This is a genomic window from Nesterenkonia sp. DZ6 (genome assembly GCF_022565835.1).
In the GTDB taxonomy this organism is placed as follows: domain Bacteria; phylum Actinomycetota; class Actinomycetes; order Actinomycetales; family Micrococcaceae; genus Nesterenkonia.
Map to the genome: position 1 here is coordinate 857090 of NZ_JAJOYW010000001.1, position 13216 is coordinate 870305.

Sequence of the window (13216 nt, forward strand, 5' to 3'; positions counted from 1 at the left end):
TGGGTGGTGCTGGTGGTGCGGGTCAGGAGGCCTGGTAGGCCAGTTCCTCGACCACCGGTTCACGCTGATCGCCGCCGTTCGGATCCAGCGAGATCACGCCATAGGTCCAGCCCCGGCGGCGGTAGACCGCGGAAGGCTGACCCGTCGCGGCGTCCACGAAGAGGTAGAAGTCATGCCCGACCAGTTCCATCGCATCCACGGCTGCGTCAACGCTGACCGGCTTGGCCGGGAAGACCTTGCGCCGGATCTTGATGCTGGACTCAGCCTCATCCTCGGTGGGCGGCACATCATCAGCCGCCTCCGCATCGAGGACCTGTTCGTAGAGCGGACGGTCGGTGGCTGCCGGCGGGACGCTCGCCATCGCGGCGGCGACGTCGGGGGCCCCGTTGTGGGAGGCGTGGGCGCGGGACTTCTTCTTGTCCAGGGTGCGTCGCAGCCGTTCGGTGAGCTTGTTCAGTGCGATCTCGAAGGCGGCGAACTTGTCCCCGGCCTGCGCTTCGGAACGAATGACCTTGCCACGGCCGATGACGGTCAGCTCGACGGTCATGCTGGTGTCGGCTCGGCGGTGGGAGTTTTCGCTGGAGACCTTGATCTCCAGGCGATGCCCCTTGTCGGTGAGCTGCTCGATCTTCTCGAGCTTCCCTTCGACGTGCTCCTTGAAGGCGGAGGGGATCGCGATATTTCGGCCAGTGAAGTTGACCTGCAGAGTCATTCTGTCCTCCTCGTATCCGATATCAGGCACAGCGGAGACGAGAACGTTCTTCCCCTCGCCGCTGCGATGGGACTGTGAGAAGTACCCATACCTCAGACTAGTTCCCCGGGGCGACCCACGTCACCATTTACGCCTCGGGCGAAGCTCTCACCAGCGGAGATCCCACTTCAGCCCCAGGTCCAGGGGTTGCCGCCAAGACTGCCGCACCGTGGATCCGGGCGCCGGCGGAGGTGAGCACCCGGTGCAGCTCCGCCAGCGTGGATCCGCTGGTGAGCACGTCGTCGACAAGCAGGACATCCGCCCCGGGGAGCAGGCGTCGACCTCGCGGGGTCAGCTCGAGGCTTCCCACCGAGCGACGGCGGCGGGCGCGCGCCCCGCGGGTCTTCTGCCGGCCCTGCCGGGGGCTCAGCGACCGCAGCGCCGCCGCCCGCGATTGGCACAGCAGCCCCGGAACCCGATGCGGTCGCAGCCCGGCCTGGCGCAGCTCCCGCGCGGAGACCGCGAGGGCACGGTCGAGCAGCACCTGCACCGGATCGAACCCGCGGGTCAGCTGGGAGCGCAACGACGACGGCGGGCTCACCAGCAGCCAGGGCCGTGACCCGGGCACCCCGGCCGCGGACTCCGGCGGCACACGCGCCGCCGCCAGGCGCAGAGCGCGTGCGAGCCCCGGTCCCAGCGCGGCACCCAGGCCGATGGCCCCGTGGTCCTTGAACGCGAGCACCGCTCGGGCCACCAGACCCGCGTAGTGACCTGCGGCGCTGACCGGCAGCACGGTGATCGCAGCCGCGTCCATCAGCAGCGGCAGGGCCATCGCCTGCTCCTCGGCCGCGAACGGCGCACGCGTCATCAGGCGGAGATCCTCGGCACAGAGCGCGCAGAGCACCAGGTCCTGCTCCGCGCAGCCGATGCACCACACCGGAGTGACGATCCCTGCCGCCGAGCTCAGCGCGGCCCTGACCGAAGCTCCGGTCGGACCGAACCAGACCCGATCCACGGTGCGAGCGAACTGCCCTGTGCGTTGACGCGTGGGATCCATCCTTCGATCATCTCGGCACAGCGGCCCGCGGAGTCCGCGTCAGCCCAGCTGGGGAGAACCGCCTCACCGCGGCAGCGGTGCCCGGCGCTGGGGAGAATCGGCGGCCCAGCACACCAGCAGCCCAGCGGCCCAGCGCACCAGCAGATCAGCGACCCAGCAGATCAGAGACCCGGGGCCTCAGCCCGGGAACGCCAGATCCCGGACCTCGATCTCCTCCAGCGCCACCCAGGTGTCGCCGGAGAGATTCTGGAAGGGCACGTCCACGGTCTCGGCGAAGACCTTCTGCTGGCCCTCCCCCACGGAGATGTTCAACAGCCCCAGCAGCGGGCTGTCCGCCCGGTTCGCGCCGGTCAGCGTGACCCGCTCCGGGGTCATGGTCTCCTCGTCGGAGCCTGCCCAGACGTAGAGCGCGTCGGGTCCCTGCCAGCGGACCTCCTCGAGCTCCACCGAGGTCTCCAGCCGCATCGGCTGCCCGAGTCCTCGCGGGATGCCGGTGGAATCGCGGATCACACCGGCCACGTAGAGGTCCCGTTCGCCGTCGTCGTCGAGGATCACCGCGGCCCTGGCCCCGTCCTGAGCGATGCGCAGCGAGGTGATCGTGCGGTTCTCCAGCCAGTCGGCGCTGACCTCCGCGCTGGAGGGCTCCAGGGACTCGTCATAGGCCAGGGCGTGGACCGTGGCGTCGTCGCCCTCCGCGGACGCGGTCCAGGTCCAGCCGTAGTTGTCCATCGAGGGGCGGGTGAGGTTGGGGGCCTCGAGCACCGGGTCCTCGGCCCGCTCGGGGCGCAGGTGGTAGAGCTGATCGCCCTCGCCGTTGAGGAACGCGAAGACCTCCTCGGAGGAGGATCCCGGGACCGCCGGTGCCTGCGGGTCCAGGTCAGCGATGTCTGGCAGGCTTCCGATGGAGAGCGTGACCTGGTCGTTCTGTCGGCGCAGCGTGTCGTTCTCGATGCCCACCTGGGTGGAGTCCACCTCTGGGGAGACCTCGATGCGCAGCCGATCCTCCTCCGGCAGGTCCGCCTGCACCGGGATCTCCAGCTCGCGCTGGGCCACGGTGATCTCGACATCGTTGATCCGGGTGAGCGAGGTCAGCGCAAGGTCCAGCTGCTGCTGCATCAGGACCCGTTCGGCGGGATCGGCGTCCTCGACGCCGTCCGGGGAGAGGTCCACCGCGGCGGTGCTGTCATCGACCGGCACCGAGGCGCGCTCCAGCGTGACGTCGTCGCCGAAGGCTGAGATCACGGCGGGTTCCAGGTAGGGCGCCGGTCCGGCGAACAGCGCGCTGACGATCTCTGAGGAGATGCCCGGCCGGTTGAGGAACCAGCGCTGATCCGGCACCGCGTAGCGCAGCTGTGGGTCGAAGTAGTAGAGGGTGTGGGCCTGGAAGGCCTGCTGGAACGAGCCGTCGATGAGCATGGTGCCGTCGGGGGCTTCGGTGATCCGCCACTCCCCCTCGACCTCCTCCACGGTGAAGTCCATGACTTCGGTGGAGTCCTCGGGCAGCCGGGTCAGGATCCCGGCCCCGTCCACCACGGAGTCCACCTGGAACGGGGCGCTCCAGGTGTCCTCTCCGGAGGCCAGCACCGGTGGTTCGGAGGAGTAGACGACGGTCCGCGCATCAGGTCGCCAGTCCCTGGCCGCCGCCGGAGACATGAACTGCCGTGCGATGGCGTAGTCGTCCTGGGCGCCGGCTCCGGCGCGGATGAATCCCGCGACGATCTGTTCTGCGGTCGCGCCGGTCTGCGGCGGCTGCGCCTGCGGGGCGTAGGTGAGGTCTTCGCCTGATTCCGGGGCGGAGGTCCCCACCGGCCCGTCGGTGGGCAGCAGCGGCGAGCAGGCGCTGAGCAAGAGCATCAGCGTGAGCAGCCCTGTGATCAGCGCGAGCAGTCGACGGCGGATCATGACTCACCCTTCCTCGCCTGGTAGAGCGCCTGTTCGTTGATCCGGTCATGCTGCGGCTCTTCTTCGGAGAGATCCTGGATGTTCTCGATGCGGTACCTGTCGGTGGCCCGGTAGACCGGAGGCAGCGCCATCGGCGAGGCGCGGTAGGGCACCGACTGTCGGCGCGGCAGCACCAGCCGGAAGCAGGAGCCCTGACCCTTCTGACCCCACGCGTCCAGGGCACCCTGGTGCAGCCGGGTGTCCTCGGTGGCGATCGAGAGGCCGAGCCCGGAGCCTCCGGTGGTGCGCGCCCGGGCCGGGTCGGCGCGCCAGAAGCGGTCAAAGACGTGGGCGACCTCGGAGGGGCTCATGCCGATCCCATGGTCGCGCACCGCGATGCCGACCGCGGTGGGGCTGGAGCAGACGATCACATCGACCGGGCGTGCCTCGGCGTGTTCGATCGCGTTGTTGATCAGGTTGCGCAGGATCCGGCTGATCCGTCGGGCGTCGACCTCGGCGAGGAAGTTCTCTCCCTGGACCACCAGGCCCAGCGGGGTGTTCGAGCTCTCCGCCAGCGGCTTGGAGCTGATCAGCACCTCCCGGACGAGGGCCAGGAGGTCGACCTCAGCAGTGGCCAGCTCGGCGGCGCCGGCGTCGAACCGCGACATCTCCAGCAGGTCCGAGAGCAGCGCCTGGAACCGTTCCACCTGGTGGTGGAGCAGCTCGGTGGAGCGTCGGTTGATCGGATCGAAGTCATCGCGCGACTCGTGCAGCACCTCGGCGGCCATGCGTACCGTGGTCAGCGGGGTGCGCAGCTCGTGGGAGACATCGGAGACGAAGCGCTGCTGCATCTTGGAGAGGTTCGCCAGCTGCGTGATCTGCTCCTGCAGGTTCGAGGCCATCCGGTTGAAGGACAGGCCCAGTCGGGCGATCTCGTCCTCCCCGCGCACGGCCAGGCGCTGGTCCAGCTGACCGTCGGCGATCCGTTCCGAGACCTCGGCGGCCTGCGAGACCGGACGCACCACCGAGCGGGCGACCCAGGCGGCGATGGCCATGTTGATCAGCAGGATCGCGGCACCGGCGACGAGCATGGTGCGGAAGACGAAGGCGACGTTCTCCTGGACCGGGGAGAAGTCGTAGACGAAGTAGAGCGCATAGGGGTTGCCCTGCACGTCGACCTGAGTGCCGAACGCGATTCCGGGCGAATCATTGGTCCGGTTGGCGTTGAGCTGGACCGCCTGCCAGTACTGGCCGGTGCCCCCGGCGACGGCAGCGTTGAGCTCATCCGAGATCAGGCCCGGTGGGAGGCCCCCGGAGGTGATGCCGTCGACGTAGAGATTCTCTCCGCCCTCCAGCGGCAGCAGGATGACCTCGCGCTGGATCTGCGCGGTGGAGTCGTCCACGTCGTTGAGGATCGACTGGATGTCCTGCTGGGCCTCGGTCCGGCTGCTGGTGCTCAGTGCCGCGAAGCTGCTCCGGATCGCGTCCAGGCCATCGGCGGCCTCCAGCTCGGCCTGATCGAAGCGCTCCTGGAAGAGTCCGGAGGTGACCTGCTGCACCAGGAAGGCCGCCACGGCCATGGTGCTGATCATGGTGAGCAGGCCGGTGAAGAAGACCGCGCGGATCAGCAGCGAGCGCGCCCACAGCCGAGGCAGCCCGCTGATCTTCCGGGCGGTTCCGCCGAAGGTCCGCTTCTCGACGGCAACCTGCTCGCCGTCGGCGGCCTCGGTCGCCTTCGCGGCCGCGTCGATCTCCTCCTGCGGGTCCCGGACACGGTCCCGGACCACCGGGACGCTGCCGGTCGAGGTCGCCGAGGACCGTGAGGCAGCCTGATCTGCGGAGGGCTCAGCTTCACCAGGAATGACTACCCCTGCCCTCCGGCCTTGTAACCGACGCCGCGCACGGTCTGCACGATCTCGGGGTTCTCCGGATCCTTCTCGATCTTTGAACGAAGTCGCTGCACGTGGACATTGACCAGTCGGGTGTCGGCCTGGTGGCGGTAGCCCCAGACCTCCTCCAGCAGCATCTCGCGGTTCCAGACCTGCCAGGGCTTCTTCGCCAGCGCGGTGAGCAGGTCGAACTCCAGCGGGGTCAGCGAGATCCGGTGCTCGCCGCGGCGGACCTCGTGACCGGCGACGTCGATGCTCAGGTCCCCGATGGTGAGGTTCTCTCCGTCCGGGCGCGCATTGTGGTCAGCCGGACGCAGTCGAGCCCGCACCCGGGCGACCAGCTCGGCGGGCTTGAAGGGCTTCGGCACGTAGTCATCGGCGCCGGCCTCGAGTCCGCGCACCACATCGGCGGTGTCGGACTTGGCGGTCAGCATGATCACCGGAGTGTCGGCCTCCTCGCGGATCTCGCGGCAGACCTCGATGCCGTCCTTGCCGGGCAGCATCAGATCGAGCAGGACCACGTCCGGCTTGGAGCTGTGGAAGGTCTCCAGGGCGTCTTCGCCGTTGAAGCAGAAGGTGGGCTCGAATCCCTCGTTGCGCAGCACAATGCCGATCATCTCCGCGAGCGCTTCGTCGTCGTCGACGACCAGGATTCTGGCTTTCATCTGCTCTCCATCCATAGGGGTCCTGCGGCGCAGAGCGTCTCGCGCGCGCAGATTTGGGCCCAGTTTCCAGGCGGCACCGCATTCAGGATATATGAGAGCGGTAGGCTGGGCGCAGAGGGCACTCGCGCAGACGCGCTTGAGGAGGGGCGATGATCCGGACAGCGGAGACACACCGTGATGCTCGGCCGCGGCCGGGCCTCGGTTCTGCGCCCTCGCGCGCCACGCAGGAGCCCCCGCTGACCCCGGGCTCGGTCTTCCCGCTGCGCCGGATGGTCGCAGATGAGCTCTTCAGCGCCGCCGTGGCCGTGATCCGTCGATCTCCGAAGGCCGTGCTGGGCGTCCCCTTCCTCGCCGGGCTGGTGAACTTCGGGCTGACCCTGGTGATGATGCTGGTGCTGCCCTCGTCCTCCTATATGCGCATGCTCACCGACCCGGACGCCTTCGAGGACCCGGACCTGGCGCTGGGCGTGGCCACCGATGCCGCGTTCCTCTGGGTGACCTTTGCGAGCTCCGCGGTGACGTTCCTGGTCATCGCGGTGGCCACTGCCTATATGGTGCTGCCCACGCTGCGTGCCGCCTACGGCCTGCATACCGGGATGGGCCAGACCGTCCGGCTGCGGCTGGGCCGACTCGGTCCGACCGTGGTCAACCTGCTGGTGCTGGGGCTGATCCTCACCGTGGTGGCGCTGCCGGTGTTCTTCGTCGCGGTGCTGCTGCTGGTGATCACCCTGTTCTTCGGGGCCGTGGTGGTCCTGCCCGGGCTCTTTCTGGCGCTGTGCTGGGTCACTGCGGCGGTGATGTACGCCCCGCTGACCGTGGTGGTGGAGCGCATGGGTCCCTTCGCGGCCCTCGGACGGTCCTGGCGGCTGAACCGTGGACGCTGGTGGCGCAACATCGGGCTGGTCGCGCTGCTCTACGTGATCCTCGGACTGGTCTTCACGATCGCCTCGATGCCGCTGATCCTCGCCGTGGCCGCCTCGGAGCTGATCGAGAACAGCCTGACCACAGGCGGGGAGTGGGCCGGCTTCGCGGTTTTCGCGCTGACCGAGCTCTACGGCACGGTGCTCTCCACGCTGTTCATCGGGGTGGTGGGCACGGTGATCTCGTTGATGTACCTCAATGCCAGGATCCGGCAGGAGGCCCTGGACGTGACGCTGCTGGCTGCGGCCGATCCGGTGCGAGGCCCGCTGGCTCCGGCCGACCCGCATCAGGTGGGGCTGCCGGGGCAGGCGCAGCCGGCGGGGCCGGCGGAGCCTGCCCGGACCGGCGCCGATCGTCTGGTCCCCGGGTCGATCGAGCACCTCCAGGAACACTTCGCGGAGGTGAGCCTCGGTGCAGCCCGAACCCGATGAGGCCCGGCGGCTCCTCGAGCAGGAGCTCAGCGATCCGCGCTATCAGCGCGACGCGACCGGTCCGCTGCGCGAGGCCGCAGACCGCTTCTTCGGCTGGCTGGACCAGCTGAGCCTGAACCTGGGTCCGCTGAACCTGCCCCTGGGACCGGTGCTGCTGCTGGTGCTGCTGCTCGCCGCGGTGGTCCTGTGCATCGTGCTGGTGCGGCCCCGGCTGCAGCGCGGCACCGACTCTGCGGAGCTGCTCACCAGCCCCGCCGGCGTCACCGCGGAGCAGCTGCGCCGGCGCGCCGAGTCCCACGCCCAGGCCGGACGCTTCGACGAGGCCTGCCGGGAGCTCTTCCGTGCCGTGATCCGGGCCGCGGAGGAGTGCCAGGAGCTCACCGAGCAGGCAGGTCGCACCGCCACCGAGGCAGGCGCGGCGCTGGCGCGGGCGCACCCCGTCCAGGCGCAGCAGGCGATCCACGCGGCAGAGCTGTTCAACTATTCCCGCTACGGCGGCGGTGCGCTGCAGCGTACCGACTACGACTCCCTGCTCACCCTCCAGGAGCGGCTGCGGTCCTCTCCGGCCGAAACTCAGCAGCCTGAGCGCCTGCAGACTCAGGGGGCGCGGCGATGACGACGACGGCGACGCTCGGCTCCACCCTGCGCAGCGGGTTCCAGCGCTGGCAGTTCTGGCTGCTCCTGCTGGTCCTGGGCGTCCTCGCGGTGGCACTCGTCCGGTCGGTCAGCGACGAGGACCTGGATCGCTTCGGCCTGGGGAACACCTCGCTGGACGGGTACGCCGCGCTTTCCGAGGTGCTCGAGGACCGCGAGGTTCAGATCCACCCGGCCCCCTCCGCGGAGATCGCCCGCGAGCTGCTGACCGAGCATCCCGGGGCCCCGCTGGTGGTCCTCTCCACCGGCGACGTCCCCGACGACGCCTTCGTCGAGGGCCTGCGCGCACGCGGGGACCGCCCCGTGGTGCTGCTCAGCGAGGGCTCCGAGCTGCTCAGCGCGCTGCACCCTGAGGGTCCGGAGCTCTACGCCGGAGCGCACCCGGGCGGTGGATCCGGCTCAGCCCTGGAGGCCGGCGCCCAGTGCCCGCTGGACGCCGCGGTGAACGCCGCCACGGTGCAGGCCCCGGGCGCGCTGTTCTACAGCGATGAACCGGGCTGCTTCACCGGATTCTCCGATGACGCCGGTGACGCGCAGATGCTGATCGAGACCGAAGCCGGTGTGTTCTTCGGGGCGCCGGCGGCGTTCACCAACCAGAACATCACCGACGCCGGGCACGCGGCGCTGGCGCTGTGGCTCTTCGGCGCCGAGGACGACCTGATCTGGTACACCCCGATGGGCCTGGACACCCTCGATGACCAGCAGTGGGCCTCCCCCATGGACTTCCTCCCCGACTGGGTCACCCCGCTGGCCTGGTGGCTGCTGCTCTGCGTGCTGGTGATGATGCTCGTGCTCGGGCGGCGTCCCGGCCCGGTGGTGGGCGAACCGCTGCCGGTCCAGGTCCCCGCGGCCGAGACCGCCGAGGGGCGCGGCCGGATGTATCAGAGCGCCAACGCAGTGACCGCCTCGGCACAGACGCTGCGCAGCGCCCACCTGATCCGGCTGGCCCGGCTGCTCAGGCTCGGGGCCGCCCCGCGGGAGGCGAGCATCATCGACGCCGCCGCCCGGCAGGTCCGCCGCGACCCCGCCCAGCTGGGCGCGCTGCTCGCCCGGCAGCCGCGACGCAACTCAGACCTGGTCGCCTACGCCCAGGCGCTGGCGCAGCTGGAGGACGAGGTCCAGCGCGCCGCGCTGAGTCACCACCCCAGCGGTCGCCACACCAACGGTCAGCAGGACACCGGTCGCGGATCCGGGCCGCGCAACGAACAAGACCCCACACACCTGAACCACCAGCAAGGGAAGAACACCAGCAATGACTGAACCGCATATCGCCGCCACGCAGAACCATCAGGCCCCGCACCAGCTCGGAGACCAGGCGGCGCACCAGCTGCGCGACAAGTTCCAACAGGTCCGCGGCGAGGTGGCCAAGGCGGTGGTCGGTCAGGACGCCGCCGTCACCAGCGTGCTGATCGGGCTGCTGGTCCGCGGCCATGTGCTCCTCGAAGGTGTGCCCGGGGTGGCCAAGACGCTGCTGGTCCGCGCGATCTCCGCCTCGCTGAGCCTGGACACCTCGCGGGTGCAGTTCACCCCGGACCTGATGCCCGGCGACGTCACCGGCTCGCTCGTCTATGACTCCAAGACCGGGGACTTCAGCTTCCGCGAGGGCCCGGTCTTCACCAACCTGCTGCTCGCCGATGAGATCAACCGCACCCCGCCCAAGACTCAGGCCTCGCTGCTCGAGGCCATGGAGGAACGCCAGGTCTCGGTGGACGGGATCAGCCGGGCGCTGCCCGATCCGTTCCTGGTCGCCGCCACCCAGAACCCGGTGGAGTATGAGGGCACCTACCCGCTGCCGGAGGCCCAGCTGGACCGGTTCCTGCTCAAGGTGCACCTGGACCTCCCCCACCGCGGAGAGGAGATCGAGGTCATCCGCCGCCACGCCGCCGGGTTCAACCCCTCCGACCTCGCCGGCGCCGGAGTCCGCGCCGTGGCCGGCGCCGAGGACGTCCTCGCCGCCCGCGCCCAGGTCCGCCAGGTCGCCATCGCCGGTGAGGTGCTCGCCTATATCGTCGACCTCGCCCGCGCCACCCGGGAGACCCCGAGCTTCCAGCTGGGCGTCTCCCCCCGTGGCGCCACCGCCCTGATGAACGCCGCCCGTGCCTGGGCCTGGCTCTCCGGACGCGACTTCATCACCCCCGACGACGTCAAGGCGCTGGCCCCGGCCTGTCTGCGGCACCGCGTCTCGCTGCGCCCGGAGGCGGCGATGGACGGGGTCAGCATCGACGACGTGCTGCAGTCCATCCTGGCCACCGTCCCGGTCCCGCGCTGAACGGCGGCCCGGACACGTGACCACCCCTGAGATGGCCGCTGAGTCGGCAGCTGAGTCGGCAGCTGAGATGGACGCTGCGATGAACTCCGCGATGAACTCCGCAGAGGGAGCCGCCCGATGGTCCTGACCCGACGCTTCCTCTACCTGGCGCTGGTGCTGAGCGCCGTCGTCGTCGTGTTCCCGGCCCCGGCCACGCTGCTCGGCTGCGCGCTGCTGCTGGTGCTGCTCGCCGCGCTCGACATGGTCCTCGCCGGCTCCCCGCGCAGCGTGCGGGTGGAGCGCGTGCCCACCACCGACGTGCGGCTGGGCCAGCCGACGACGGCGAGCACCACCGTGCATCACCACGGGTCGCGACGGCTGCGCGGTCAGGTCAAGGACGGCTGGCAGCCCTCCGCCGGCGCGCGCCAGCAGGTCAGTCCGATCCGGCTGGGTCCCGGGTCGAGCTCCCGGATCGAGACGGCGCGGATCGAGACGGCGCTGCGGCCCACCCGCCGCGGAGACCTGCACAGCGAACACCTGAGCCTGCGCTCGATCGGTCCGCTGGGTCTTGCCGGACGCCAGGTGACCCACCAGGTCAGGCACACCCTGCGGGTGCTGCCGCCGTTCCACTCGCGCCGGCATCTGCCCTCGAAGCTGCAGCGGCTGCGCGAGCTCGACGGCGCCACCGCGGTCCAGATACGCGGGGCCGGGCACGAGTTCGATTCGCTGCGCGACTATGTGCGCGGCGACGATGTGCGCTCCATCGACTGGCGCGCCACGGCCCGGCGGCAGTCCTCCCAGGGCCAGCACCTGGTGGTGCGCACCTGGCGGCCTGAACGTGACCGGCGGGTGATCCTGGCGCTGGACTCCTCCCGCACCTCCGCGGTGCGGATCGAGGACGAGCCGCGGCTGGACTCCGGGATGGAGGCGACCCTGCTGCTCGGTGCGCTCGCCGCCGGCGCCGGGGATCGGGTGGACTACTTCTCCTTCGACCGCGGGGTCAGCTCCCAGGCCCGCTCCGGGATGCGCGGAGATCTGCTGCACCAGATGGCCGAGGCGATGTCCACGGTGGAGCCCCGCCTGGTGGAGGCCGACTTCTCCCAGCTGCCGGGCCAGATCCGCATGATCAGCTCCCAGCGCAGCCTGCTGGTGGTGCTCACCTCGCTGGACTCGGGGTCCCTGGAGGAGGGCCTGCTCCCGGTGCTGCCGGCGCTGAGCCAGCGCCACCTCGTGGTGCTCGCCGCGGTGCGCGACCCCGAGCTGGACCGGCGAGCGCGAGCCCGGGAGACCACCGGGGAGGTCTACCGTGCGGCCGCCGCCGAGCGGGCGCTGATCGAGAAGGAGGCGCTGCGCCGCCAGCTGGCCTCGCTCGGGGTCGAGGTCGTCGAGGCCACCCCGCACCAGCTGCCCCCGCAGCTCGCCGACACCTATATCCGGCTCAAGGCCTCGGGCCGGCTCTAGCGCCGGCGGCTGACGAGGCACCGCTGGCAGTCGGATGAGCGGCCGCTGACCGGCGGGAATGCACCGACCCCCGGGATTGCTGAATACTGGGCATCAGCATCTCCACTTCCACGGAGCGCATCATCGTCGATCGGAAAGTCATCTCATGAAGGTATTGGCAGCCATGTCCGGCGGAGTGGACTCCGCGGTGGCCGCGGCCCGCGCCGTCGACGCCGGCCACGAGGTCGTCGGGGTCCACCTGGCGCTGAGCCGGATGCCCGGCACGCTGCGCACCGGATCCCGCGGCTGCTGCACCATCGAGGACTCCTCCGACGCCTGGCGCGCCTGCGAGAAGCTCGGCATCCCCTTCTACGTCTGGGACTTCTCCGAACGCTTCAAGGCCGACGTGGTCGATGACTTCATCAGCGAATACGCCGCCGGCCGCACCCCGAACCCCTGCATGCGCTGCAACGAGAAGATCAAGTTCGAGGCGCTGCTGGACAAGGCGATCGCGCTGGGCTTCGACGCGGTGGCCACCGGCCACTACGCCAAGGTCTTCCGCGACGCCGAGGGCAGCCCGGAGCTGCACCGGGCAGCGACCTGGACCAAGGATCAGTCCTATGTGCTCGGCGTGCTCACCACCGAGCAGCTCGAGCACTGCATCTTCCCGCTGGGCGAGACCCCCTCGAAGGACCTGGTCCGCGCCGAGGCGGAAGAACGCGGACTCTCGGTGGCGAAGAAGCCCGATTCCCATGACATCTGCTTCATCCCCGACGGCGACACCCGCGGCTGGCTCGCCGAGCAGATCGAGCTGCGCAACGGCCCGATCCTTGATGCCGAGGGCGAGCAGATCGGCGAGCATGAGGGCTCCGAGGCCTACACCGTGGGCCAGCGCCGCGGGCTGAAGCTCGGCCACCCCGCACCGGACGGCAAGCCCCGCTTCGTGCTGGAGATCCGACCGAAGGACAACACCGTGGTCGCCGGGCCGCGTGAGCTGCTCGAGATCGACCGGCTCACCGGGATCCGGCTCTCCTGGGCCGGAAGTCCGGTGCCCGAGGCCGCCACCGGTGGGTGGTTCTCCCTGGACCTGCAGATCCGCGCCCACGCCGACCCCGTCCCGGCCCGCGCCCGGGTCGAGGCCGAGCACCCGGAGACCTCCACCGGTGCCCCGAGGCTGATGGTGGAGCTCGACGAGGCGCTCCAGGGAGTGGCCCCCGGACAGACCGCGGTGATGTACCAGGGCACCCGGGTGCTGGGGCAGGCCACCATCGACACCGCCCGTTCGAAGAACTACCAGCCGGTGAGCTCGGCCGCCCGGTAGGCAGGGCGCACCAGTAGG

At 70.2% G+C, this 13216-nt stretch carries 11 protein-coding genes; 6 read left to right on the forward strand and 5 right to left on the reverse strand.

The genetic code is table 11. The features are described 5' to 3' along the window. Window positions 1-22: 22 nt before the first annotated feature. The 5 genes from hpf to mtrA all read right to left on the reverse strand — a co-directional run bounded on the left by hpf (window position 23) and on the right by mtrA (window position 6183). Entirely contained in the window at window positions 23-712 is a 690-nt protein-coding gene (gene hpf, locus LTH93_RS03870) for a ribosome hibernation-promoting factor, HPF/YfiA family (RefSeq protein WP_241463949.1), read from the reverse strand. 127 nt (window positions 713-839) lie between these two features. Further along, window positions 840-1748, reverse strand: coding sequence for a ComF family protein (locus tag LTH93_RS03875; RefSeq protein ID WP_241470125.1), 909 nt, complete (start codon window positions 1746-1748; stop codon window positions 840-842). A gap of 177 nt (window positions 1749-1925) precedes the next feature. Beyond that, on the reverse strand, window positions 1926-3650 hold the full coding sequence (locus tag LTH93_RS03880) for an LpqB family beta-propeller domain-containing protein (RefSeq protein WP_241470126.1): 1725 nt from the start codon (window positions 3648-3650) through the stop codon (window positions 1926-1928). Next, entirely contained in the window at window positions 3647-5416 is a 1770-nt protein-coding gene (mtrB, locus tag LTH93_RS03885) for an MtrAB system histidine kinase MtrB (RefSeq protein ID WP_241470127.1), read from the reverse strand. Before mtrB ends, LTH93_RS03880 begins: the two co-directional genes overlap by 4 nt. 77 nt (window positions 5417-5493) lie before the next feature. Then, entirely contained in the window at window positions 5494-6183 is a 690-nt protein-coding gene (gene mtrA, locus LTH93_RS03890; RefSeq protein WP_036473691.1) for an MtrAB system response regulator MtrA, read from the reverse strand. Window positions 6184-6332: 149 nt separating this feature from the next. Between mtrA and LTH93_RS03895 the strand changes: the two genes are divergently transcribed. The 6 genes from LTH93_RS03895 to mnmA all read left to right on the forward strand — a co-directional run bounded on the left by LTH93_RS03895 (window position 6333) and on the right by mnmA (window position 13198). Then, window positions 6333-7535, forward strand: a complete 1203-nt coding sequence (locus LTH93_RS03895) for a hypothetical protein (protein ID WP_241463942.1) — start codon at window positions 6333-6335, stop codon at window positions 7533-7535. Further along, window positions 7516-8151, forward strand: a complete 636-nt coding sequence (locus tag LTH93_RS13415) for a DUF4129 domain-containing protein (protein ID WP_241470128.1) — start codon at window positions 7516-7518, stop codon at window positions 8149-8151. Before LTH93_RS03895 ends, LTH93_RS13415 begins: the two co-directional genes overlap by 20 nt. Then, on the forward strand, window positions 8148-9449 hold the full coding sequence (locus LTH93_RS03905) for a DUF4350 domain-containing protein (RefSeq protein ID WP_241470129.1): 1302 nt from the start codon (window positions 8148-8150) through the stop codon (window positions 9447-9449). The genes LTH93_RS13415 and LTH93_RS03905 overlap by 4 nt, the downstream gene beginning before the upstream one ends. Next, window positions 9442-10458 carry an AAA family ATPase gene (locus tag LTH93_RS03910; protein ID WP_241470130.1) on the forward strand — a complete coding sequence of 339 codons (1017 nt, stop codon included), beginning with the start codon at window positions 9442-9444 and terminating at the stop codon, window positions 10456-10458. Before LTH93_RS03905 ends, LTH93_RS03910 begins: the two co-directional genes overlap by 8 nt. Before the next feature lie 117 nt (window positions 10459-10575). Next, window positions 10576-11898 (forward strand): DUF58 domain-containing protein, encoded by a 1323-nt coding sequence (locus LTH93_RS03915; RefSeq protein WP_241470131.1) that lies wholly within the window; start codon window positions 10576-10578, stop codon window positions 11896-11898. Between the two features lie 145 nt (window positions 11899-12043). Beyond that, window positions 12044-13198 carry a tRNA 2-thiouridine(34) synthase MnmA gene (gene mnmA, locus LTH93_RS03920; RefSeq protein WP_241463935.1) on the forward strand — a complete coding sequence of 385 codons (1155 nt, stop codon included), beginning with the start codon at window positions 12044-12046 and terminating at the stop codon, window positions 13196-13198. Window positions 13199-13216: the final 18 nt, after the last annotated feature.